Genomic DNA, 23,614 nt, shown 5'->3' on the forward strand with positions numbered 1-23,614 from the left:
GTCCCTAGGGAGTTTCCGCAGTGGGTACCACGCGTCGCCGTACGTTCATCGCCTCCGCCGTAGCCGTTCCGCTCGTCGCCACCGCTGTGGGCGTGCAGCGGGTGGCGGCCGCCGAACCGGAAGAAGGCGCGGCCAAGGCCGCCTCCGGGGCCGGTGACGTGGTCGGCAAGATCACCGTGGGGTACCAGGGCTGGTTCGCCTGCACCGGCGACGGTGCGCCGATCAACGCCTGGTGGCACTGGGCGCCCGATGCGCAGAAGACGCCCTCGGCGGCCAATCACGGCATCAAGGCGTGGCCGGACATGAGCGAGTACGAGAACGCCTACGAGACCAGGTTCTCGGCCCTGGGCAACGGTAAGCCGGCCACCCTGTTCTCCTCGTACGACCAGCAGACGGTCGACGTGCACTTCGCCTGGATGGCCGAGAACGGTTGCCACACGGCGGCTCTGCAGCGGTTCAACCCCACCGGGGGTGAGGGCCCGACCCGCGACGCGATGACGCAGAAGGTGCGAAAGGCGGCCGAGGAGAGCGGCACCAAGTTCTACGTCATGTACGACGTGACCAACTGGGACGACATGGCCACCCAGTTGCCGCAGGACTGGACCGCCAAGATGAAGGCCTACACCTCGTCCGGGGCCTACGCGGTGCAGAACGGCAAACCCGTGGTCTGCATCTGGGGTTTCGGGTTCGACGACGACGCCCACGACTGGCCCGCGCAGGACTGCCTCAAGGTGATCACCTGGCTGCAGGAACAGGGGTGCTACGTGATCGGCGGGGTGCCCACCTACTGGCGCGAGGGCAAGAACGACTCGCGGGCCGGTTTCTCGGACGTCTACCACGCCTTCGACATGATCTCGCCGTGGATGGTCGGCCGGATCGGTGACGCGGCCGCCTCGGACTGGTTCTACCAGAACGTGAACCGTGCCGACCAGGCCGACTGCGAGCAGCACGGGATCGACTACCAGCCCTGCGTGCTGCCCGGCGACCTGAGCGAACGGCAGCGGGCGCACGGTGATTTCATGTGGCGGCAGTTCTACAACCTGGTGCGGCTGGGCTCGGCCGGCCTCTACATCTCGATGTTCGACGAGTACAACGAGGGCAACCAGATCGCCAAGACCACGCCCACCGCCGCCACCGTGCCGGTCGGCTCGGGCTTCCTGGCCCTGGACGAGGACGGCACCGCCTGCTCCTCCGACTACTACCTGCGCCTGACCGACGACGGCGGCAAGATGCTCAGGGGCGAGATCGCGCTGACCGACCAGCGTCCCACCTCGCCCCTGGTCGGGGCCGCACCGGGCGGCGGCGACGAGCCGAACCGGGTGGTGGCCCTGCGGGCGAAGGCGAACGACAAGTTCGTCACCGTCACCGGGAACGGCCTCGTCGCCTCGGCGGCCACCGACGGCGCGGCCCAGAAGCTCGTCCTGATCGACCTGGGCGGCGGCAACGTGGCGCTGAAGGTCAAGGCCTCGGGCAAGTTCGTGTGCGCCGAAGACGCCGGGAAGGTGGCCCTCACGGTCGACCGGGACGCGATCGGCGGATGGGAAACCTTTGCCCTGATGGAGAACTCCGACGGCACGGTGAGCCTGCGCTCCGGCGCCAACGGCCGCTACGTGTGCGCCGAGAACTCCGGGAAAGAGCCGCTGATCCCGAACCGCGACGCGATCGGGCCGTGGGAGTCGTTCACCCTGGTCGAAGGATCCTGAACAAGCTCTGTCCCCGACTACGGTCAGCGCATCAGGTAGCGCTTCCACACCCGGAACGTGCCGTCCTCCTGCTGCACCGAAGCGTCCTGGATCGCCAGTTCGTGGTGGTAGTCCCAGCGCGTGCGCAGGTCCCAGATCGCCGAGGTGAGTTCGACGTTGAACGCGGACACCCCGGTCAGGTCGGTGCCGCAGAGGTTGGCGCCGGTGAAGTCGACCGAGGAGAGCTGGGCGTCGCGCAGGTCGGCACCGCTGAGGTCGGCCCGGTCGAGGTGCACGTTGCCCGACCGGGCCGAGCGGCCCATCATCACCCCGCGCATCCGGCTGGCCCGGAGGTCGGCACCGCTCAGATCGGTACCGCCGAACGTGGCCCCGGTCAGGTCGGCCTCGCTCAGCCGGACGGCCGAGAGGTTGGTCTCGGTCAGGTGCGCCCCGGCCAGGCTGGCGTGCTCCAGGTCGGCGTTCGAGGCCTCGGCCTTCTTCAGATCGGCCCCGGCCAGCCGCACCCAGGTCAGCCGGGCCCCGCGCAGGTCGGCCCCCCGAACGGCGGCATCACCCAGATCGGCGTGGTCGAGGTCGGCGTCGTGCAGGTCCGCATTGCACAGGTCGGCCCCGTGCAGGTGTCCCTCGTGCAGGTCGGCCCCGCTCAGCTGGGCGCCCTTGAGGATCGCCCAGGTGAGCACCGTGGAGGCCAGGGTGGCGCTGGTCAGGTCCACCCCGGCCAGGTTGGCGCCCTCCAGGTTCGCCCCGGTCAGGTCGGCACCCTGCAGATCGGTGCCGCGCAGGTCCGTGCCCTGCAGGATGCAGCGGCTCAGGTTCGCGCCGTTGAGCTGGTAGTCCTTGAGCCGGGCGTGCCGCAGATCCCGGCCGGCCAGGTCCTGGCCCCCGACGCTGTTCACCGACATGCCAAACAGGTTCGGCCAGCGCGCAGCGGTCGGCTAGCCGAACACCCGCTCGGCGCAATCCCGCTCCAGCAGCGCGCTCAGGCCGCTGAGCAGGCTCTCCAGCCCCAGGCGGAAGGCCCGTTCGGCGCGGTCACCGGGCTGGGCCCGGGCGGCCGCGATCGCCCGGGCCAACCGGGACTCCCCGTCGCCGCGGGCGGCCCAGACCTCCACCGGCGCCCCGGCGTCCAGCGCCGAGCCCAGGATGAAGCAGTCCAGCACGGTGACCGCGTGCAGCAGTTCGTCGTCACCGAAGCCGGCCTCGTGCAGCACCTCGGCCAGGACCTCGTAGGAGGCCAGGGTGGCCGGATGGCTGACGGTCTGCGCCGTCATCAGCGGCACCGCGGCGGGGTGGGCCGCGAAGGCCGTGCGGTAGGCGCCCGCCCACCGGCGGGTGAAGTCCTGCCAGCTCTCGCCCGGCTCCCGCTCGCAGGGCATGCCCTCGCTGCTCAGCAGGCCCCGGATCGACTCGACCACCTCCTCGCGGCCGCCCTTGAAGTGGTGGTAGAGCGACGAGGTGCCGACGTTCAGGTCCCGGGCCAGCTTGGGCAGCCCGAGCGAACCGGTGGCGTCGATCTGGGCCAGCGCCGCCCGCAGGATCTGCTCCCGCGACAGCAGCGGGCTCTTCGGGCGGGCCATCAGGCCGGCTGCTGCTGGGTGATGCAATGGATACCGCCGCCGAAGGCGAAGATGTCCCGCGCGTCCACCGGCACCACCCGGCGCCCCGGGTAGGCCTTCTCCAGCACCGCCACGGCCTGCTGATCGCGGGGGTCGTCGAAGGCGCAGGCGATCACCACCGAGTTGGCCACGTAGTGGTTGACGTAGGAGTGGTCGACCAGCTCGCCGTCGACCTCGTGCTGCTCGGGGGCGAGCAGTTCGACGACCTCCAGACGCTCGCCCCGGGCGTTCTCGGCCTCGCGCAGCAGTTCGGTGACCTCGCGGCTGACCTCGTGGTCGGGGTGCCCCGGATCGGGCTGGGTGTGCACCACCACGGCGCCGGAGGCGGTGAACGCGGCCACGATGTCCACGTGCCCGCGGGTGCCGAACTCGCCGTAGTCGGCGGTCAGGCCGCGCGGCAGCCAGATCGCCTTGCTGGTGCCCAGTTGCGCGTGCACCTCGGTCTCCACCTGAGGACGGGTCCAGCCGGGATTGCGGTCCGGGTCCAGTTGCACGGTGTCGGTGAGGAGAACGGTGCCGTGCCCGTCCACGTGAAAGGCCCCGCCCTCCTGGGTGAGTGAGGAGGAGCTGACCGCCGTGCCGGTGAGCCCGGCCACGGCCTGCGCGACGAGAGCGTCGCGGTCCCAGCGGGCCCACGACTGGGCCCCCCAGCCGTTGAAGATCCAGTCGACCGCCCGCGCCTGCCCGCCCTCGGTGACGAAGGTGGGCCCGGAGTCGCGCAGCCAGGCGTCGTCGAGCGGCACCTCGGCCCGGGTGATGCGGGGATCGAGAACGTCCGCGGCGGCGGCGCCGTCACCGGGGGAGACCAGCACCGTGACCGGCTCGAAGGCCACCACGGCGTTGGCCACCGCGGCCCAGGCCGCGCGCGCCCGGGCCAGGTCGGGCCCGCCCTCCTCGCCGAACGTCGGGTTGGCGGTGGGGAAGGCCATCCAGGTGCGCTGGTGGGCCTGCCACTCGGCGGGCATGTGCCGGGCCGTCGCACGGTTCTGGGTCACGGGTTCCTCGTCCTCGGGTCGTCGGGGTCCACCGGCATTGTGGCTCAGCCGCGGTGCACGATCGAGCCGTCGACGACGGTCAGCGGCACCGGGCTCTGGGCGAACTCGTCCGGGTCGGCGGTCAGCGGGTCGAGGGCGAAGGCGGACAGGTCGGCGCGCAGGCCCGGCCGCACCGCCCCGGCCCGTCCGGCCAGGCCCGCCGCCTGCGCGGCCTGGCTGGTGTAGCCCTCCAGCGCCATCCGTGCGGTGAGCGCCTGGTCCAAGCCCACCGGTTCGTGGTGCAGGTCGCCGGCGATCCTTCGCAGCCGGGCGTCGGCGATGATCGCGCGCGGGTCGAAGGGGGCGATCGGCCAGTCCGAGCCGAGGGCCAGCCGGGCGCCGGCCTCACGCAGGTCGCGGGTGCGGAAACCGCGCGCCGCCCGGTCCTTCCCGAGTCGCTCCGACCAGTTGTCGCTGCCGTCGGCCCGGGTGTAGTGCGTGCAGTGGGTGGGCTGCATGCTGGCGGTCACGTCGAGTTGGCGGAACCGTGGCACCAGGTCGTCCGGCAGCGTCTCGATGTGCTCGATCCGGTGCGGGACCCGCGGCCCGGTGCGCAGGCCGGCGACGGTCTCCAGCACGTAGCGGATCCCGGCGTCACCGATGGCGTGCGTCACGGTGGGCACGTCCCGATCGGCGAGATACCGCACCGCATCCCGGTATTCCTGCGGGTCGGGCCAGAACGGGGCGGTCGACCCGCCGTGCGTGTCGGCCTCGTCCAGCCAGGCGGTGCCCCCGTCGATGGTGCCGTCGATCATGAACTTGGCCCCTTCGACGGCCCAGCGCCGGCCCCGCAGGCGCTGCTGCTGCACCACGTGCTCCAGCCGCCCGCGGCCGTGCTCGGGCAGCACGAACGGCGCGAACCGCAGGCGCAGCGGCAGGTCGCCCTCCGCCTCCAGCGCGGTGAACAGTTGCTCGGAGTCGCCCTCGAAGTCCATCGCGTTGACCGCCGTCAGCCCGCTGGCGGCCATGTCCTGCAGCAGGCCGAGCAGACGTTTGCGGCGTTGCGGGCCGCTCTCGGCCGGCAGCAGCCGGGAGACCAGGCCCATCGCCTCCAGTTCGAGCAGATGGCCGGTGGGCGTCGCGTCCGGGCCCAGAACGATCTGGGCGCCCGAACGGAACTCCTGGGGGCCACGGATCCCGGCCAGCTCCAGGGCTTTCGGCGAGACCAGGGCCGAATGGGCGTCGAAGAGAACCAGATAGACGGGTACGTCGGGCCCGAGCGCCTCGACCAGGGGAGCGCTGGTGATCGGGGCACCCTGAAAGGCGTTGGGGTCCAGCCCCCAGCCGCGCACCCAGCCTTCGGTGGGAAGTGCGGTGCGCAGCGCCTGCACCAGCTCACGGGGCGAGCGGACCCCGGTCAGGTCGATGCCCGCGGTGAGGTCCAGGCCCATCACCGGGTGGACGTGACCGTCGACCAGCCCGGGAGTCAGGGTGGCCGCGCCCAGGTCGAGGACCTCGGTGTGGTTGCCGCGCCAGGCGGACACGTCGTCGCGGTCACCGACGGCGGTGATGGTCCCGCCGGAGATCGCCACCGCCTGGGCGGCCGGGCGGGCCGGGTCAAGGGTGTGCACGTGGCGGGCGATCAGGATCAGGTCGGCTGCGGGCACGCTGCCCTCCTCGGTGCTGGGTAATGGTTTCGGGGGTTCAGGACTCGGAACCGATCCGGGCGTACTGCTCCGGTCGGCGGGCCCGCAGGTATCGGGCGGCGAGCACCCCGGCGGCGAACACGGCCGGGACGATGGCCACCAGGACCTCGTTGGTGGAGGTCTCGGCGCCGGTCAGGTAGGCGACGTTGCGGATCAGGTAGTACAGGACCACCACCAGCAGCACGGTGGCGGCGCCGGCGGCCAGCAGCACGCCGGGGCGGGTGCCGCTCTGGCGGCGTAGGTAGACCACCACGGCCACCGAGGTGATCAGCTGCAGCAGGAGCACCCCGATCGCCCCAGGCGTGTTCACCAACAGGACCAGCTGCAGGTACGGATCGGCCTGGGCCACCGCGAAGGCGCCGACCACGGCCACCGCGAGCAGGCTCTGGACGGCGCCGGCCCGGGAGGGCGAGCCGTAGCGCGGGTGGGCGTGGGCCAGCGCCGAGGGCAGGAGGCCGTCCTGCGCCAGGCTGTAGGAGTAGCGGGTGATGGCGTTGTGGAAGGCCATCTGCGAGGCCAGGACGCTGGTCAGCACCAGGACGTACATGAGGTCGCTGGCCCAGGTACCCACGTAGGCGTCCATCACGGTGAAGAACAGGTTGACCGGGTCCACCCCGGCCGCGGCGGGGGCCCCGGCCTCGCCCAGCGCCTGCACCACGACCCACACCACGAGCGCGTAGAACAGGCCGAGGAAGGCCACCGCGGCGTAGGTGGCGCGGGGGATGGAGCGGTCGGGGTCGCGGGCCTCGCGCCGGTACAGGGCGGTGGACTCGAATCCGGCGAACGCGGCGAAGCAGAAGCCGAGGATCCCGGCCATGCCCGGGGCGGTGATCGCAGACGGGGTGAACGAGGTGAGGTGCAGGCCGTCCCGGCCGCCCCTGAGCAGCACCCCGGCCACCAGCACGACCAGTATCAGGGTCTCGGCCACCAGCAGCACCCCGAGCAGCCGGGCGCTCACGTCCACACCGCGTCGGCCGAGGGCCCAGACGATCAGCACGGCGGCTCCGGCGAAGAGCCACCAGGGCAGGTCGGCGCCGGTGAAGCGGGCGAAGGCGGCCTGGAACTGGGTGCCCAGCAGGCCGTAGACCCCGATCTGCAGGGCGTTGTACGAGACCACGGCCAGGATGCCCGCCCCGGCTCCGGCGCTGCGGCCCAGGCCCAGCGTGATGTACGAGTAGAACGCGCCCGAACCGCCGGTCAGCCGGGTCATGGTGGTGAAGCCGACCGCGAACAGGGCCAGCACCACGGCCGCCCCGAGATAGCCGGCCGGGGCGCCGATCCCGCCGATGCTGATCGCCAGGGGAGCGATCCCGGTCATCACGGTGAGCGGGGCGGCGGCGGCCACGACCAGGGCGGTGATGCCCGGGGCGCCGATCGCACCGGCCTTCAGCCCGGGGTCGTCGCTCGCGGCCGGGCCGGCCAGGGGGGTGGGCGGGGCGGAGTCCATGCGATTCCTCCAGGACGCGGGTGCTGCACCTCGTTGAGCTGCACTGACAGCACCATAACCGAAATGGTTTCGGTTATGGTGCTCGGCGTGTGTATCCATCGTGTTTCGTCGCTGATCCGTTCTCGTGTCGGCCTGCGCCCGGCCCTCGCCCCGGCCGGTTAGTCTCCGCGGCATGCGACTGACGCCCACCGAACGCGACCGGCTGCTGATCTTCACCGCCGCCGAGCTGGCCCGCGCCCGGCGCGCCCGCGGTCTGCGGCTGAACGTGCCCGAGGCGACCGCGCTGATCGCCGACACGGTCTGCGAGGCGGCCCGGGACGGCCGCCGGCTGGCCGAGGCGATGCAGGCCGGGCGGGCGGTGCTGGGGGTGGACGACGTGCTGCCGGGGGTGCCCGAGGTGGTCGGTCAGGTCGAGGTGGAGGCGGTCTTCGACGACGGCAGCCGGCTGATCGTGGTCACCGACCCGTTCGGAGGCGCCTCGATGGGCTCGGATGCTCCCGGGGCCCTGCTGCCCGGCCCGGCCGAGCCGGTGCAGTTCACAGATCTGAGGACGCTCGTGGTCACCAACACCGCGTCGGTCCCGGTCAGTGTCACCTCGCATTTTCACTTCTTCGAGGTCAACCCACGGCTGAGTTTCGACCGGCGGGCGGCGTACGGAAGGCGGCTGGCGGTGGACGCGGGCGCCACCGTGCGGTTCGCACCCGGCCAGACCCTCGAGGTGCAGCTGACCCCGATCGGCGGGGACCGCGTCGTCATCGGTTTCGCGGGTCTGGTCGACGGCCCGCTCGACGCACCGGGCGCCCTGGACGACGCTCTGCGGAAAGCCCACGCCTGCGGCTACCTGGACACCGAGAACACCGAAAACACCGAAATCGCTGAGAACACCGAGAACACCGGGGAGCAGTCGTGAGTCTGAGCGGGAACGACTACGCCGGCACCTACGGGCCGCGCGCCGGAGACCGGATCCGGCTCGGTGACACCGGTCTGGTGATCCGGGTCGAGAGCGACGCGCAGCACCCGGGCGAGGAGTTCCTGGCCGGGTTCGCCAAGACCGCCCGCGACGGAATGCATCTCAAGGCCGCCCGGGTGAGTGAGACCTGTGACGTGGTGATCTCGAACGTGGTGGTGATCGACGCCGCGCTCGGCATCCGCAAGGTCTCGATCGGGATCCGGGAAGGGCGGATCAGTGCGATCGGCCGGGCCGGCAATCCGGACACGCTCGACGGGGTGGACGTGGTGGTCGGCACCGGCACCACGATCGTCTCCGGTGAGGGCCTGATCGCCACCGCCGGGGCGATCGACACCCACGTGCACCTGCTCAGCCCTCGGATCATGGAGGCCTCTCTGGCGGCCGGGGTCACCACGATCATCGGCCAGGAGTTCGGCCCGGTCTGGGGCGTGGGGGTCAACTCGCCCTGGGCGCTGCGGCACGCCTTCAACGCTTTCGACGCCTGGCCGGTGAACATCGGCTTCCTCGGCCGGGGTTCGGCCTCCGACCCCGGTTCGTCGGTGGAGGCGCTGGTCGAGGGTGGGGCCTGCGGGTTCAAGGTGCACGAGGACATGGGGGCGCACGCCCGGGCGCTGGACACCGCGCTGCGGGTGGCCGAGGACCACGACGTGCAGGTCGCGCTGCACACCGACGGGATCAACGAGTCCCTGTCGGTGGAGGACACACTGGCCGTGCTGGAAGGCCGCACCATCCACGCCTTCCACATCGAGGGCTGCGGCGGGGGACACGTGCCCAACGTGCTGCGGATGGCCGGTGAGCCCAATGTCATCGGCTCCTCGACCAATCCGACCCTGCCGTTCGGCCGTGACGCGGTGGCCGAGCACTATCACATGATCGTCGCCGCCCACGGCCTGAAGGAGGACATCCCCTCCGACGCCGCGCTCGCCCGCGACCGCATCCGGGCCGGCACGATGGGCGCCGAGGACGTGCTGCACGACCTCGGGATCATCCCGATCACCTCCTCCGACGCCCAGGGCATGGGCCGGGCCGGAGAGACGGTGCGCCGCACCTTCGCCATGGCCGGCAAGATGAAGGCCGAACTGGGGGCCGACGGCGACGGTGACGGCGATGACAATGCCCGGGTACTGCGCTACATCGCCAAACTCACGGTGAATCCGGCGATCGCGCACGGGCTCTCGCACGAGGTCGGCACCCTGGAGGTGGGCATGCTGGCCGATGTGGTGCTCTGGCAGCCGGCCTACTTCGGGGCCAAGCCGGACCTGGTGCTCAAGGCCGGGTTCCCGGCCTACGGGGTCACCGGCGACCCCAACGCGGCCATCGACCGGGCCCAGCCCCTGGTCTACGGGCCGCAGTTCGGCGCGCACGGCGCCACCGCGGCCGACCTGTCGGTGGCGTTCACCTCCCAGGCCGCGGCGGAACAGGGCAACGACTCGATGACGACGCGGCGCCGCCGGGTAGGGGTGCGCAACACCCGCGGGATCGGGCTCGGGTCGATGAAGCTGAACTCGCGGCTGGCGTCGGTGCGGGTCTCACCCGGCGGCCTGGTCACCGTGGACGGCGAACCGGTCACCTCCGAACCCGCCGAGTCGGTGTCGCTGAACCGCCTCTATCACCTCTGAGCGGACCGCCGGCTGGCCGATCGGCTGGTGCACGGCAGCGCATCGGCTGATCCCGGCGCGGTGAGACCGGCGAAGACTGGCTGCCATGGCGATCATCGAGGTGCGCGGGCTGCGCCGGACCTACGGCGAGGTGACCGCGGTCGAGCACATCGACCTGGACGTGGCCGAGGGCGAGATCTTCGGGCTCCTCGGCCCGAACGGCGCGGGCAAGACCACCACGGTGGAGTGCATCGCCGGCCTCACCCGGCCGAGCGCGGGCACGGTGCGCGTGGCCGGGATCGATCCGTACGCCGACCGGGTGGCGGCGACCAGCCTGATCGGTGTGCAGCTGCAGCAGGCCGGACTGCAGGCCAAGCTCACCGTCCGGGAGGCGCTGGAGCTGTTCGCCGCGTTCTACCCGGATCCGGCCGACGGCCTGGCGATGGCCGGGCAGCTCGGTCTGGGGGAGAAGCTCGATGCTCGCTACGCCAGTCTTTCCGGCGGGCAGCAGCAGCGGCTCGCCATCGCCCTGGCCCTGGTCGGCCGACCGCGGGTGGCGCTGCTCGACGAGCTGACCACCGGTCTCGACCCGGCCTCGCGCCGCACCGTGTGGCAGCTGGTCGAGCAGGTCCGGGCCGAGGGCACCACCATCGTCCTGGTCAGTCATCTGATGCCCGAGGTGCAGCGGCTGTGCGACCGGCTGGCCCTGCTCGACCGTGGCCGGGTGGTGGCCCTGGACAGCCCGGCCGGGCTGATCGCCGCTTCGGCCACCCCCACGGCGATGTCGTTCAGCCCGGACGCGCCGGTGGACGTGGCCCGGTTGCGTTCGGTCGAGGGGGTCGCCGAGGTGCGGGAGCGGGGTGGGCGGCTCGAATTGCTGGCCGACGACGCTGCGGTGCTGGCCGTGCTCGGCCTGCTGGCCCGGCTCGACGTCCGGCCGGAACGACTGCGCGTGACCCAGTCCACCCTCGACGAGGCCTATCTGAGCCTGGTCGGCACCGACGAGAGCGAGATCTGACATGGCGAGCCCGGCCCGGGCGGTGCTGCGCACCGAGTTCCGGCTGTTCCTGCGTGAGCCCGGGGCACTGTTCTGGACGGTCGCCTTCCCGCCCGTCCTGTTCGTGATCCTGGGTCTGATCCCGTCCTTCCGGGAACCGGTGCCGGAGTACGGCGGGGCCCGGGTGATCGACCTGTACGTGCCGATCACCATCCTGGTCACCGCGATCATGGCCTCGGTGCAGTCGATGCCCGCGGTACTCTCGGCCTACCGCGAGCAGCGGGTGCTGCGCCGGATCGCGACCACGCCGGCCCGGCCCTGGCACGTGCTGGCGGCCCAGTTCGTGCTGCACGGGGGCGCGGTGGTGGCGGGTACCGCGCTGGTGCTGCTGATCGGCGGCCTGGCCTTCGACGTGAGCCTGCCGGGGGCGGTGGTGCCCTATCTGCTGGTGCTCGGCCTGGCCCTGGCTGCGGCCCTGACCATCGGTGGGCTGGTGTCGTCCTTGTCCCGCACGGCCAAGGGCAGTGCGGCGGTGGGCAGCGCCGTGTTCATCGCCATGATGTTCACCTCCGGGGTGTGGTTCCCGGTGCAGGCCATGCCCGATCCGATGCGGATGGTGGTGCAGGCGACTCCGTTCGGGGCAGCAGCGCGGGGGATGGATCAGGCGGCTCTGGGCGAGTGGCCCGACCTGACGCACATCGCGGTGCTGCTGCTGTGGACGCTGGGCCTGGGTGGCCTGGCCACGCGATACTTCAGATGGCAGTGATCGAGCGGGTCGTCGGGCGGGAGGTGACGGGCATGCCGTTGGGGCCGGAATCGCTGGCCTTGCGCCGGGGGCCGTACCTGCTGCTCGTCCTGGCCGTGGTGCTGAGCGTGGTCACCGCGGGTGCGCTCGAGGTCGAGGAGGGGCTGCCGTATCTGCTGGGGCTGAGCGTGGTGCTCGGCCTCCTGCACTATGCCCTGGCCGATCGCCGTTGGCAGCGCACCGAACTGAACGACGCCACCGGCCGCACCTATCTGGTGGTGCGCACGGTGCTGGCCTTCCTGGCCACCGCCCTCAACCCGTTCTTCTCGGTCTTCGCCACCGTCGGCTACTTCGACCAGCACCTCTACGTGTCGCGCCGGTGGGGGCTGGTCACGCTCACGGGCACGGCGGTGACGATGGCCGGCTCGCAGTCGGGCGGCTTTCCGCCGCGCAACCCCTGGCAGTGGGGCGCGTTCGGGGTGCTGCTGCTGCTCAACCTCGGCCTGGTGACGGTGTTCTCGCGGATCGCGGAGAAGGAGCAGAACCTGGCCGCCGAACGGGACGGCACGATCGCCGAGCTGGAGCGGGCCAACACCGCCCTGCAGGCCGCGCTCACCGAGAACGCCCGCCTGCAGGAGGAACTCCTGGTCCAGGCGCGCCGCACCGGGGTCCGCGACGAGCGGGAGCGGCTGGCCCTGGAGATCCACGACACGATCGCCCAGAGTCTGATCGGGGTGGTCACCCAGTTGCAGGCGGCCGACGATTCGGCAGAACCCGACGCGGCGGGCGAACACCGGCGGCGGGCAGCCGATCTGGCGCGCGAGGCGCTGGGCGAAGCCCGGCGTTCGGTGCAGGGGCTGCGGCCGGCGCAACTGAACCAGGCCACGCTCGGGGCGGCTCTGAAACGGCTGGTCGAGGAGTGGTCGCTGGGCAGCGCGGTGGCCGGGGAGTTCACCGTCACCGGCGATCCGGTCCCGCTGTCGGCCGAGCTGGAGGCGACGGTGCTGCGGGTGGCCCAGGAGTCCCTGGCCAATGTGGCGAAACATGCAGCAGCACAACGGGTCGGGGTGACGCTGTCGTACATGGACGGCGAACTGGTGCTCGACGTGCGCGACGACGGCGCCGGGTTCGACCCGGCGGCGGTCACTCAGGCGGGCCGGTCACCCGAGAGCGGGGGAATGGGGCTGGACGGTATGCGGCAACGGGCCGAGCGGTGTTCCGGCGTGCTGGTGGTGGAATCAGAGATCGGCGGCGGGACGGCGATCTCGTTGCGCGTGCCGGCCGGGCCCGACTGGGTGGCGGCCCGTGCCTGAGCCGATCCGCATCCTGATCGTGGACGACCACCCGGTGGTGCGCGACGGCCTGCGGGGGATGTGTGCTGCGGTGCCCGGTTTCAGCGTGGTCGGTGAGGCGGGGGACGGCGTAGAGGCGGTGCGGCTCACCCTCTCGCTCGATCCGGACGTGGTGCTGATGGACCTGCGGATGCCCGGCGGGGGCGGGGCCGAGGCGATCGCCACCCTCACCCGGCGCGGCGCCCGGGCCCGGGTGCTGGTGCTGACCACCTACGAGACCGACCGCGACATCATGGCCGCGCTCGACGCCGGGGCCACCGGCTATCTGCTGAAAGACGCTCGCCGCGAGGAACTGTCCGGGGCGATCCGGGCGGCCGCGGCCGGGGAGTCGGTGCTCTCCCCGGCGGTGGCCACCCGGGTGATCTCGCGGGTGCGCTCGGCCGGGGCCGAGGCGCTCAGCCCGCGCGAGATCGACGTGCTCACCCTGGTGGCCCGGGGCCGGACCAACCGCGAGATCGCCCGGGCGCTGTTCGTCAGCGAGGCCACGGTGAAGACGCACCTCGGGCACGTCTTCGACAAGCTCGGGGTGAAGGACCGCGCCTCGGCCGTGGCCGCCGCCTACGAACGCGGCGTGCTGGGAGCTCAGTAGCTGCCGGTGGCCGTGCTGCCCTCGAGAACGGCGCGGGCCGAGGACAGGCCCAGACGGGAGGCCCCGGCGGCGATCATCGCCTCGGCGTCCTCCCGGGTGCGGATGCCGCCGGAGGCCTTGATCTTCACGTCCGGGCCGATCGCGGCGGCCATCACCTCGACCGCGTGCACGGTGGCGCCGCCGCTGGGGTGGAATCCGGTGGAGGTCTTGACGAAGTCGGCCCCGGCCCGGGTGGCGGCCTGGCAGACGGCGGTGAGCTGCTCGTCGGTCAGGGCGGCCGACTCGACGATCACCTTGAGCCGGGCCGGCGCCGGCACGGCCGCCCGCACGGCCGCGATCTCGGCCTCGACCAGCGCGAAGTCACCGGACACGGCGGCGCCGACGTTGATCACCATGTCCACCTCGTCGGCCCCCTCGGACACCGACAGGGCCGCCTCGGTGGCCTTGACCTCGGCCTTGACCGCCCCGCTGGGGAAGCCGCAGACGGTGACCACGGCCAGTTCCGAGCCCGCCGCAGCCTGCTTGGCCACGGTGACCAGGCTCGGGGAGACGCAGACCCCGAACACCTGCAGCTCCCGCGCGTCGGCGACGAGCTTGCGCACGTCGTCGGGGGTGGACTCGGGCTTGAGCAGGGTCTGGTCGATGTAGCTGGCGAGGTTCTCGGTCATGGACCCAACCCTAGCGCCGCGCCACCGCCGACCAGCTGGCCAGCAGCTTCAGGGCGTCGTCGGAGGCGCTGCCCGGCTCGGCGGTGAACATCAGCAGGGTCTGTCCCGGGTCGGCGACCAGCGGGGTGCTCTCGAACGGCAGCACCAGCTCGCCGACCACCGGGTGCCGCAGCCTCCGGACGCCACTGGCCGGCACCCGCACCTCGTGCCGGGCCCAGTGCTCGCGGAAGTCGGCGCTGTGGGTGGACAGCTCGTCGACGAGGTCGGCCAGGGCCCGGTCGCAGGGTTTGCTGCCGGCCGCGACGCGCAGCCGGTTCGCGGTCTCGGTGGCCACCGGCTCCCAGTCGGGCCAGAAGTCCCGGGCGGCCGGACCCAGGAACACGGCGCGGGCCAGATTGACGGCTTCGCTCCCGGTTCGCACCGGTTCGAGCAGGGCCGTGCCCAGTGCGTTGGCGCCGATCACGTCGAGACGCCAGTTGTGCACCAGGGCGGGCGTGGTGCCCATCGAGTCGAGGATCCGCTGCACCGGCGGCCGCAGGGCCGGCCGGTCGACCACCGGGCACTCGAAACCGTCGGCCGGGCGGAGCAGGTCGAGCAGATGGTCGTGCCCGGCGGCGCCCAGCCGCAGGGCCCGGCCGATGGCCTCCAGCACGCTGCCGGACACGTTTCCGGCGTCTCCGCGCTCGAGCCGGATGTAGTACTCCACGCTGATCCCGGCCAGCGCCGCCACCTCTTCCCGCCGCAGGCCCTTGACCCGGCGCCGCCCGCCCACCGAAGGCAGGCCCGCCTGTTCCGGAGTGAGCCGCGCCCGCCGCGTGGACAGGAACTCCCGGACCCGGCGGCGCATGTCGGCCTGAACATGAGGACCACTTCCCATGCCCCTGACGATAGGCGGGCGGGTCAGGCCGAGACAGTCACCCGCAGTACCCCGATAGCAGAATCTGTCACCCCTCCCGGTCCCTGCGATCTGCTGATCCGACACACCTATCAGCAGGAGACCCAGTGCAGAAGAAGATCGACTCAGGGTTCGGCCGGAACACCACCGCGGCCGAGGTGCTGGCCGGGATCGACCTGACCGGCCGGGTGGCGATCGTCACCGGCGGATACTCCGGGATCGGGCTGGCCACCACCCGCGCCCTCGCCGACGCCGGCGCCCACGTCGTGGTCCCGGCCCGGCGCCCCCAGCTCGCCGGGCAGGCCCTGGCCGGTCTCCCGGATGTGGAGATCGACGAGCTGGACCTGGCCGACCTGAACAGCGTGGCCGGCTTCGCCGACCGGTTCCTCGCCTCCGGGCGCGAACTGGACATTCTGATCAACGCGGCCGGCATCATGGCGGCGCCGTTGCAGCGGGTGGGCAAGGGCTGGGAGTCTCAGTTCGCGGTCAACCACCTCGGCCACTTCGCCCTGACCAACCGGCTCTGGCCGGCCCTGCGGGCCGGGAGCGGGGCCCGCGTGGTGGCGTTCTCGTCGCTGGGGCACCGGTTCGGCGGGATCCGCTGGGAAGATCCGCACTTCGACTCGGGCGACTACGACAAGTGGATCGCCTACGGCCAGGCCAAGACCGCCAACGTGCTGTTCGCGGTGCACCTCGACGCGCTCGGGGCGAGCTCGGGGGTGCGGGCCTTCGCCCTGCAGCCGGGCACGATCGACACCGGCCTGGTGCGGCACCTCGAGCAGTCTGAGATGGTGGCCCTCGGCTGGATGAACGCAGACGGCACGTGGGCGCACCCGGAGACCATGAAGACTCCGGAACAGGGTGCGGCGACCGGGCTCTGGGCCGCCACCTCACCGCAGCTGGACGGCCGGGGCGGCCTCTACCTCGAAGACGTCGACGTGGCCGGGATCGTCGGCCCCGACGACCTGCTCGATGCTCAGGTCGCCGGACTGGCCACGTGGGCCGTCGACCCGCAGGACGCAGCCCGGCTCTGGGACCTCTCGGCCGAGCTGACCGGCGTCAACGCGTTCGAAACCGACTGAACCACCAACCAAAGGACGCTTGTCCCGGCGCCCGGGACAAGCGTCCTTTGGTCGGTTCGCACCGAAACACCCACTCAGCCGAGCACGAGCACCAGATCGCCACCGTCCACGCTCTGGACCCCGGTGAGCGCCAGTCGCTGCACCACACCCTCCACCGGGGCGGTGATCGAGGCCTCCATCTTCATCGCCTCGATCGTGGCCACCGTGTCACCGGCCGAGACCTTGTCGCCCTCGGCCACCACCACGGTCACCACCCCCTGGAACGGCGCCGGCACGTGGCCGGGCACCGCCGGGTCGGCCTTCTCGGCGGTCGGGATCTCGTCGGCGATCCGGGTGTCCCGCACACTGATCGGCCGCATCTGGCCGTTCAGCCGGGCCATCACCGTGCGGAAACCCCGCTCGTCCGGTTCGCTGATCGACTGCAGCCCCATGATCAGCGTCTTGCCCTCGTCCAGTTCGACCACGTGCTCGTCACCCCGGCGCAGGCCGTACAGGTAGTCCAGGGTGGGCAGCACCGAGGTGTCGCCGTAGGTCGACCGGGCCTCGGCGAAAATCCGTGTGGGGCCCGGGAAGAGCAGCTCGTTCAGGGTCTGGCGGGGGTTCGCGGCCAGCGCCTCGGTCTGCTCGGCGGTGAGCTCCTCGGCCGGGGCGTTCCAGCTTCGGCCCTGAAGCGCCTTGCTGCGGAACGGCTCCGGCCAGCCGCCGGGCGGGTCGCCCAGTTCGCCGTTGAGGAAGCCGATCACCGAGGCCGGGATGTCGAACGAGCCCGGCTGCTCGGCGAAGTCCTTCGGGTCGGCGCCGGCGGCGACCAGGGAGAGCGCCAGGTCGCCGATGACCTTGGACGAGGGGGTCACCTTGGGCACGTTGCCGAGGATGTCGTTCGCGGCGGCGTACATGTCCTCGATCTGCTCGAACTTCTCGCCCAGCCCGAGGGCGATCGCCTGCTGGCGCAGGTTCGACAGCTGCCCGCCGGGGATCTCGTGCCGGTAGACCCGCCCGGTCGGCGAGCTGAGGCCGGACTCGAACGGCGCGTACACCCGGCGCACGGCCTCCCAGTAGGGCTCCAGGGCGTTCACCGCGGCCAGTGACAGCCCGGTCTCCCGCTCGCCGAAGTCGGTGGCCGCGACCAGCGCCGAAAGCGGCGGCTGAGAAGTGGTTCCGGCCATCGAGGCGCTGGCTGCGTCGACCGCGTCCACCCCGGCGGCGATGGCCGCGGTGAGGGTGGCCAGCTGACCGCCGGCGGTGTCGTGGGTGTGCAGGTGCACCGGCAGGTCGAACTCCGAGCGCAGCGCCTTCACCAGGCGGCCGGCGGCGGGGGCGCGCAGCAACCCGGCCATGTCCTTGATGCACAGCACGTGCGCCCCGGCCTCGACGATGCGGGCCGCGAGGCGCAGGTAATAGTCGAGGGTGTAGAGCTTTTCGCCCGGGTCGGACAGGTCGCCGGTGTAGCAGAGCGCCACCTCGGCCACCGTCGTCCCGGTAGCGCGCACCGCCTCGATCGCCGGGCGCATCTGTTCCACGTCGTTCAGTGCGTCGAAGATCCGGAACACGTCGATGCCGGTGGCGGCGGCCTCGGCCACGAACGCGTCGGTCACCTTGGTGGGATAGGGGGTGTAGCCCACCGTGTTACGCCCGCGCAGCAGCATCTGCAGGGCGATGTTGGGTACCGCTTCACGCAGGGAAGCCAGGCGCTCCCAGGGGTCTTCGGCCAGGAAGCGCAGCGCCACGTCGTAGGTGGCGCCGCCCCAGGCCTCGATCGAGAACAGTTCGGGGGTGGTGCGGGCGACGTGCGGGGCCACGGCGAGAAGATCACGAGTGCGGACGCGGGTGGCCAGCAACGACTGATGAGCGTCGCGGAACGTCGTGTCGGTGACGGCGACGCGGTTCTGCTCCCGCAGCGTACGGGCGAACTGTTCCGGGCCAAGGGCTTTCAGAAGCTGGCGGGTGCCCTCGGGGGCGGGCGCGTTCAGGTCGGTGGTGGGTAGCTTGCGGGCCGGGTCGATGGTCACCGGGGCCGCACCGTGCGGCTGGTTGACGGTCACGTCGGCCAGGTAGGACAGGAGCTTGCTGCCCCGGTCGCCGGAGCCGCGGGCCTGCAGCAGGTGCGGGTGGGTCTCGATGAACGCCGTAGTCACCCTTCCGGCGGCGAAGTCCGGGTCGTCCAGAACCGCCTGCAGGAAGGGAATGTTGGTGGAGACCCCGCGGATGCGGAACTCGGCCACCGCCCGCCGGGCCTTCTCCACCGCCTTGTCGAAAGTGCGTCCCCGGCAGGTGAGTTTGGCCAGCATGGAGTCGAAGTGGGCGTTGACCTCGGCGCCGGTGTAGGCGGTGCCGCCGTCCAGGCGCACCCCGCCACCGCCGGGGGAGCGGTAGGTGGTGATCACGCCGGTGTCGGGGCGGAAGTTGTTGGCCGGGTCCTCGGTGGTGATCCGGCACTGCAGGGCGGCCCCGCGGATGGCCACCGTGTCCTGCGAGAGGCCGAGGTCGGCCAGGGTCTCGCCGGAGGCGATCCGCAGCTGGGACTGGACCAGGTCGACGTCGGTGATCTCCTCGGTGACGGTGTGCTCGACCTGGATGCGCGGGTTCATCTCGATGAACACGTACGAGCCGTCGGGGGCCAGCAGGAACTCCACCGTACCGGCGTTGCGGTAGCCGATCTCGCGGGCGAAACGTACTGCGTCGGAGCAGATCCGCTCGCGCAGATCGGGATCCAGGTTGGGCGCCGGGGCGATCTCCACCACCTTCTGGTGCCGGCGCTGCACCGAGCAGTCCCGCTCGAAGAGGTGCATCACGTCGCCCTCGCCGTCGGCCAGGATCTGCACCTCGATGTGCCGGGGGTCGACCACGGCCTGCTCGAGGAACACGGTCGGGTCACCGAAGGCGCCGTCGGCCTCACGCATGCAGGTCTCGATCGCCTCGCGCAGGTCTTCGGGCCGGTCCACCCGCCGCATGCCGCGGCCGCCACCCCCGGCCACCGCCTTGACGAACAGGGGATACGCAAGGTGCCCAGCGGCGTCCACAAGCTCTTCGGGGTTTCTCGAAGGGGGAACGCTGGCCAACGTGGGGACGCCGGCGGCCCGGGCCGCGGCGATCGCGCGGGCCTTGTTGCCGGTCAGTTCGAGGACGTCGGAGCCGGGGCCGACGAAGGTGATCCCGGCCCGGTTGCAGGCCTCGGCCAGCGCCGGGTTCTCGGAGAGGAATCCGTAGCCGGGGTAGATGGCGTCGGCGCCGGATCGGACCGCGACCGCGACGATCGCCTCCGGATCCAGGTAGGCGCGCACGGGGTGGCCGCGCTCACCGATCTCGTAGGACTCGTCGGCCTTGAGCCGGTGCTCGCTCCAGCGGTCCTCGTAGGGGAAGACCGCCACGGTGCGGGCTCCCACCTCGTAGGCGGCGCGGAAGGCACGAACGGCGATCTCGCCGCGGTTCGCCACCAGAATCTTCGAGAACACGGGCGATCTCCCTGCCTCTTAACAGCTTGGTGCCGGGGGTAGCGTCGTTGGGCAGGATAAGTCGGGGCCGGGAGAGATAGAGGCCTTCGGCCGTGGTGTGGGTCACGCCGGGTGGGGAAGGATTGTTCGGCAACCCGGTGATTGTCCACTATGGGTTGACGTCGTTCCCTGATGTGAAACCTGGAGAGATCGTGCCGACAGTGCGGTACGCCGAGGCTGCTGAGCAGCGGTGGCGCAACGGTAGGGGAGTCACCCGCGAGCTGTTCCGCGACGAGCGGTGGCGGCTGAGTGTGGCCACCATCGCCACGCCTGGCCCGTTCTCGGTGTTCCCCGGCCTCGACCGGGTCTTCGTGGTCGGGCGGGGCGTGGTCGAACTCACCGTGGACGGGCAGCGGCACCGGCTGACGGCGGGTGAGATGCTCGGCTTCACTGGGGAAGCGGCAGTGTCGGCGGTTCCGCAGGGCGCGGTCACGGCCGTGAACGTGATGACGCACCGGCCCGGCCGGGCCCGGGTGCGGTTCGGTACCTGGCCCGAGAGCAGGGCGGTGGCTGTGGTCGATCCGGCCACCGGAGACGCCTGGCTGGACGTGCCCGGCCCGGACGGCCCGGACGGCCCGGACGTGCCGGTGATCGGCCCCGTGGTCGTGGTGGAGGAGATCTCATGAGTTCCGGTTCGGTTCTGGTGGTCGGCGGCGGTCTGGCCGGGGCTTCGGCGGCCTGGCGGCTGGCGCAGCGCGGCCTCGACGTCACCCTCGTCGAGCGGGACGTGCCGGCCAGTGCGCACGGCAGCTCGCACGGTTCGGCCCGGATCTTCCGGTTCGCCTACCCCGAGGGCCTTTACGTGGATCTGGTCAAGGCGTCGGTGGCGGGCTGGGGTGAACTGGCGGCGCTGCACGGCGCCCCGTTGGTCACCCGTACCGGCGCCCTCGACTTCGGCACCGACCGCGACCCGCACGGCCTGGCCCGGGTGCTGGCCGAGCGTGATGTGGAGCACGAGCTGGTAGAGCTGGAGGCTGCGCGAGAACGCTGGCCGCAGATTGGTTTCGACACCGACGTGCTGTTCCACCCCGAGGGTGGGGTGCTGGACGCGGAGAACACGGTCCGCGCGATGATCGCGGCGGCCGAGGCTCTGGGCGCGCAGATCCTCACCGGTTGGCCGCTGGCCCGGCTCGAGCGCTCGGGGGCCGGTTTCCGGGCGATCTCGAACGACGGACGGGTGGTGGAGGCCGGGCGGGTGGTGGTCAGCGCCGGTGGGTGGTTGCCCGAGGTGCTGGGCCGGCTCGCCCTGCCGGAAGCGTTCGTGAAGGCGTTCCCCGACCTGGAGGTGCGCGAGGAGAACGCTTTTCACTTCCCCTACCGCGAAGGCGCCGACAACTGGCCCACGCTCATCCACAAGCGCCCGGAGATCTGCGTGTACGCCCTGCCCGGCGGCCGGGACGCGCAGTTCCGTGGGCAGAAGGTGGCCGAGTACAACGCCGGCCGGGTGCTCTCCTCGGCCTCGGCCCGCACCGGGCTGATCGACCCGGCCAACCGCGCCCGCGTGGTCGAGCACGTGCGCCGGTTTATGCCGGGCCTGGAGCCCGAGCCCTACGCCGAGACCACCTGCCTGTTCACCAACACACCCACCGAGAACTTCGTCATCGACGGGATGGAGGGCGTCACCGTGCTCTCGGCCTGCTCCGGTCACGGCGCCAAGTTCGCTCCGGTGCTGGGCGAACTGGCCGCCGACGTGGTGCTGGGCACGGCCGAGATGCCGCGGGAGTTCCGGGTTTCCGCCTGAGCGACCAACCCGACCACCAACTAAAGGACGCCGGTCCCGGGTAGGCGGGCCGGCGTCCTTTAGTTGGTGGTTGCTTTTCAGGAAGGGGCGGGCACGCAGAGCACGGGACGGGTGCTGCGGCGCAGGAGCTTGTGCGGCACGGCGCCGAGCATCGCCGCCCGCATCGGGCTCTCCGAGGTGGCACCGACCACGATGAAGCCGGCGTCGTGATTCTCCGCGGCCTCCAGCAGGGCCTTGACCGGCTTGCGCGGCAGCAGTTCGACGGTGGCCTCGGCGCCGGCCTCACGGGCCCGGGCCACGCCCTCGTCCAGGGCGCGGTGGCCGATCTCCTCCAGGGCGGCCCGGTGCGAGGACATCTCCTCGCTCACCCCGCCCGGCACCCCCGCGCCGTAGACCAGCACGAGCTTCTCGTCGAGGCGCTTGGCCAGGTCGATCGCGACTTCCAGGGCGGCGTTCGCGGCGGGCGAGGAGTCGTAGCCCAGCACGATGCTCATCAGGGTTCCATTCCATCGGGATCCGGTACGGCGGACTTCAGCCCGTGCACCACGTCGGGGTCGGGCAGGCTCGGCCGCTCGTGCCAGTAACGCCGGTCACGGGCCCGCCACACCAGCATCAGCACCGCGCCGACCAGGAAGATACCGACGCCGATGACCAGCGGCGGGCCGACACCCAGCCAGGCCGCCCCGCTGTAGGAGTTCTCCGGGTCGGCCATGTCCCGGGCCGAGAGCACCAGCAGCCAGATCAGGAGGACGGCACCGGTCAGCGGGGCCACCCCGATCAGGATCAGGCTGCGGGCCGATTCCAGCAGGTGCTTGCGGTGGTAGACGGCGCAGGCGATGCCGCTGAGCGCGTAGTAGAAGGCGACCAGCAGCGACAGCGCGGTGGCCGAGTCGTACAGCGCGTTCTCGCTGAGCAGGTAGATCGCCACGTACCAGGCGATCGCGATGCCGGCCACCCACCAGGTGCTCACGTCGGGGGTGCGGTGGCGGGGGTGGATCCGACCGAAGCCCGGCGGCAGGGCGTGCCGGCGGGCCATCGACAGGCCGGTCCGCGAGGCCGGGATGATCGTGGTCTGGGTGGAGGCGATCGCCGAGACCGCGACCGAGGCCAGCAGCACCCAGTCCCAGCCGCCCATCACCTGACCGGCCAGCAGGGCGAAGACCGCCTCCTCCTCGTCGGCGTTGTCGGTCAGCCAGGCGGTGCCCGCGAACGCGACCACCGCGGTGGCCACGCCCAGGTAGGTCAGCAGCAGGATGAAGGTGGACAGCAGCGAGGCCCGGCCGGCGGTGGAGGGACCGCCCCGGGTCTCCTCGTTGAGGTTCACCGAGGCCTCCCAGCCCCAGTAGGCGAACACGCCCAGCAGCAGGGCGGTGGTCAGCGGGGCCCCGCCCGCGCCGAACGGGTTGAACCACGACAGCTCCGGGTGCAGCGGCTGCAGCGGGCTGTCGTCGCCGAAGAGGCCGTAGACCCGGCCCAGGGCGACCGCGGCGAACACCAGCAGGGCGCCCACCTGGATCAGGATCATCACGTTCTGCACCCGCGCCGACAGGTCCGTGCCGAGGACGCACAGCCAGGTCAGGAACAGGATCAGGGCGATCGCCAGGGGCATCCGGACCCAGTTGTTCTCGGCCGCCCCGTCCTGGCCGATCATCCGCAGGAAGAACCCGACCCCGACGTCCGCCTGGGAGCCGATGATCAGCACGCCGGTCATGGTGATCGCCCAGCCGCCGATCCAGCCGAACCACGGGCCCATCGCCCGGGTCACCCAGCTGAACGTGGTGCCGCAGTCCTGGTCCACCCGGTTCAGGTAGAGGAACGCGGTGGCGATCAGGGCCATCGGCACGAACGAGGCCAGCAGGGCGCCGGGCGCGTAGATGCCGACGGCGGCGGTGATCGCGCCGATGATCGCGGCCAGCGAGTAGGCCGGGGAGGTGGCGGCCAGGCCGATCACCACGGCGTCGACGAAGCCGATGGCCGAGTGGTTCAGCTCGGGCGGGTGCTCTTTCGCGGCAGGACTGGTCAATGGGGGCCTTTCCGGAA

20 protein-coding genes are annotated in these 23,614 nt (G+C 71.7%); 10 read left to right on the forward strand and 10 right to left on the reverse strand.

Annotated features, from left to right (window positions below; genetic code table 11):
* Window positions 1-20 precede the first annotated feature (20 nt).
* Window positions 21-1,703 carry a hypothetical protein gene (locus LWF15_RS12525; RefSeq protein ID WP_232810641.1) on the forward strand — a complete coding sequence of 561 codons (1,683 nt, stop codon included), beginning with the start codon at window positions 21-23 and terminating at the stop codon, window positions 1,701-1,703.
* A gap of 23 nt (window positions 1,704-1,726) precedes the next feature.
* On the opposite strand, the gene LWF15_RS12530 is transcribed toward LWF15_RS12525, so the two are convergent.
* The 5 genes from LWF15_RS12530 to LWF15_RS12550 all read right to left on the reverse strand — a co-directional run bounded on the left by LWF15_RS12530 (window position 1,727) and on the right by LWF15_RS12550 (window position 7,446).
* Window positions 1,727-2,605 carry a pentapeptide repeat-containing protein gene (locus LWF15_RS12530; RefSeq protein WP_232810642.1) on the reverse strand — a complete coding sequence of 293 codons (879 nt, stop codon included), beginning with the start codon at window positions 2,603-2,605 and terminating at the stop codon, window positions 1,727-1,729.
* Between the two features lie 33 nt (window positions 2,606-2,638).
* Window positions 2,639-3,280: a TetR/AcrR family transcriptional regulator gene (locus LWF15_RS12535; RefSeq protein WP_232810643.1), complete on the reverse strand. Its 642-nt coding sequence runs from the start codon at window positions 3,278-3,280 to the stop codon at window positions 2,639-2,641.
* The gene (locus tag LWF15_RS12540) at window positions 3,280-4,284 is read right to left on the reverse strand and encodes an agmatine deiminase family protein (RefSeq protein WP_269810085.1); all 1,005 of its coding nucleotides are present in this window, start codon (window positions 4,282-4,284) and stop codon (window positions 3,280-3,282) included. Before LWF15_RS12540 ends, LWF15_RS12535 begins: the two co-directional genes overlap by 1 nt.
* Window positions 4,285-4,358: 74 nt before the next feature.
* Complete coding sequence (locus tag LWF15_RS12545) at window positions 4,359-5,960, reverse strand: amidohydrolase (protein ID WP_232810645.1); 1,602 nt, start codon at window positions 5,958-5,960, stop codon at window positions 4,359-4,361.
* Between the two features lie 37 nt (window positions 5,961-5,997).
* Window positions 5,998-7,446, reverse strand: coding sequence for an APC family permease (locus LWF15_RS12550; RefSeq protein WP_232810646.1), 1,449 nt, complete (start codon window positions 7,444-7,446; stop codon window positions 5,998-6,000).
* 172 nt (window positions 7,447-7,618) lie between these two features.
* Between LWF15_RS12550 and LWF15_RS12555 the strand changes: the two genes are divergently transcribed.
* From LWF15_RS12555 to LWF15_RS12580, 6 genes are all read left to right on the forward strand, one after another.
* Window positions 7,619-8,356, forward strand: a complete 738-nt coding sequence (locus LWF15_RS12555; protein ID WP_232810647.1) for an urease subunit gamma — start codon at window positions 7,619-7,621, stop codon at window positions 8,354-8,356.
* The gene (locus LWF15_RS12560; protein WP_232810648.1) at window positions 8,353-10,035 is read left to right on the forward strand and encodes an urease subunit alpha; all 1,683 of its coding nucleotides are present in this window, start codon (window positions 8,353-8,355) and stop codon (window positions 10,033-10,035) included. The genes LWF15_RS12555 and LWF15_RS12560 overlap by 4 nt, the downstream gene beginning before the upstream one ends.
* An 85-nt stretch (window positions 10,036-10,120) precedes the next feature.
* Window positions 10,121-11,032 carry an ABC transporter ATP-binding protein gene (locus LWF15_RS12565; RefSeq protein WP_232810649.1) on the forward strand — a complete coding sequence of 304 codons (912 nt, stop codon included), beginning with the start codon at window positions 10,121-10,123 and terminating at the stop codon, window positions 11,030-11,032.
* 1 nt (window position 11,033) lies between these two features.
* Complete coding sequence (locus LWF15_RS12570; RefSeq protein WP_232810650.1) at window positions 11,034-11,777, forward strand: ABC transporter permease; 744 nt, start codon at window positions 11,034-11,036, stop codon at window positions 11,775-11,777.
* A complete protein-coding gene (locus LWF15_RS12575; protein WP_232810651.1) occupies window positions 11,768-13,069 on the forward strand; it encodes a sensor histidine kinase in 1,302 nt (433 codons plus the stop codon). The genes LWF15_RS12570 and LWF15_RS12575 overlap by 10 nt, the downstream gene beginning before the upstream one ends.
* Window positions 13,062-13,697, forward strand: a complete 636-nt coding sequence (locus LWF15_RS12580; protein WP_232810652.1) for a response regulator — start codon at window positions 13,062-13,064, stop codon at window positions 13,695-13,697. Before LWF15_RS12575 ends, LWF15_RS12580 begins: the two co-directional genes overlap by 8 nt.
* On the opposite strand, the gene deoC is transcribed toward LWF15_RS12580, so the two are convergent.
* Both deoC and LWF15_RS12590 read right to left on the reverse strand, forming a co-directional pair.
* On the reverse strand, window positions 13,691-14,365 hold the full coding sequence (deoC, locus tag LWF15_RS12585) for a deoxyribose-phosphate aldolase (protein WP_232810653.1): 675 nt from the start codon (window positions 14,363-14,365) through the stop codon (window positions 13,691-13,693). The two genes, LWF15_RS12580 and deoC, sit on opposite strands and share 7 nt — an antisense overlap.
* Before the next feature lie 10 nt (window positions 14,366-14,375).
* Window positions 14,376-15,242, reverse strand: a complete 867-nt coding sequence (locus LWF15_RS12590; RefSeq protein ID WP_232810654.1) for a helix-turn-helix domain-containing protein — start codon at window positions 15,240-15,242, stop codon at window positions 14,376-14,378.
* Between the two features lie 125 nt (window positions 15,243-15,367).
* Here LWF15_RS12590 and LWF15_RS12595 point away from each other — a divergent pair, with 125 nt between their 5' ends.
* Window positions 15,368-16,342 carry an SDR family NAD(P)-dependent oxidoreductase gene (locus LWF15_RS12595; RefSeq protein ID WP_232810655.1) on the forward strand — a complete coding sequence of 325 codons (975 nt, stop codon included), beginning with the start codon at window positions 15,368-15,370 and terminating at the stop codon, window positions 16,340-16,342.
* A gap of 74 nt (window positions 16,343-16,416) precedes the next feature.
* On the opposite strand, the gene LWF15_RS12600 is transcribed toward LWF15_RS12595, so the two are convergent.
* The gene (locus LWF15_RS12600) at window positions 16,417-19,794 is read right to left on the reverse strand and encodes a pyruvate carboxylase (RefSeq protein WP_232810656.1); all 3,378 of its coding nucleotides are present in this window, start codon (window positions 19,792-19,794) and stop codon (window positions 16,417-16,419) included.
* 191 nt (window positions 19,795-19,985) lie between these two features.
* On the opposite strand from LWF15_RS12600, the gene LWF15_RS12605 reads away from it, so the two are divergent.
* On the forward strand, window positions 19,986-20,459 hold the full coding sequence (locus LWF15_RS12605) for a HutD family protein (protein WP_232810657.1): 474 nt from the start codon (window positions 19,986-19,988) through the stop codon (window positions 20,457-20,459).
* Complete coding sequence (locus tag LWF15_RS12610; RefSeq protein WP_232810658.1) at window positions 20,456-21,574, forward strand: FAD-dependent oxidoreductase; 1,119 nt, start codon at window positions 20,456-20,458, stop codon at window positions 21,572-21,574. The genes LWF15_RS12605 and LWF15_RS12610 overlap by 4 nt, the downstream gene beginning before the upstream one ends.
* Window positions 21,575-21,651: 77 nt before the next feature.
* Here LWF15_RS12610 and LWF15_RS12615 read toward each other — a convergent pair whose 3' ends face one another.
* Together LWF15_RS12615 and LWF15_RS12620 are read right to left on the reverse strand one after the other, a co-directional pair.
* Window positions 21,652-22,068 carry a universal stress protein gene (locus LWF15_RS12615; protein WP_232810659.1) on the reverse strand — a complete coding sequence of 139 codons (417 nt, stop codon included), beginning with the start codon at window positions 22,066-22,068 and terminating at the stop codon, window positions 21,652-21,654.
* Window positions 22,068-23,597 carry an APC family permease gene (locus LWF15_RS12620; RefSeq protein ID WP_232810660.1) on the reverse strand — a complete coding sequence of 510 codons (1,530 nt, stop codon included), beginning with the start codon at window positions 23,595-23,597 and terminating at the stop codon, window positions 22,068-22,070. The genes LWF15_RS12615 and LWF15_RS12620 overlap by 1 nt, the downstream gene beginning before the upstream one ends.
* Window positions 23,598-23,614 lie beyond the last annotated feature (17 nt).

This window comes from Kineosporia rhizophila, assembly GCF_021277265.1.
GTDB lineage: Bacteria > Actinomycetota > Actinomycetes > Actinomycetales > Kineosporiaceae > Kineosporia > Kineosporia rhizophila.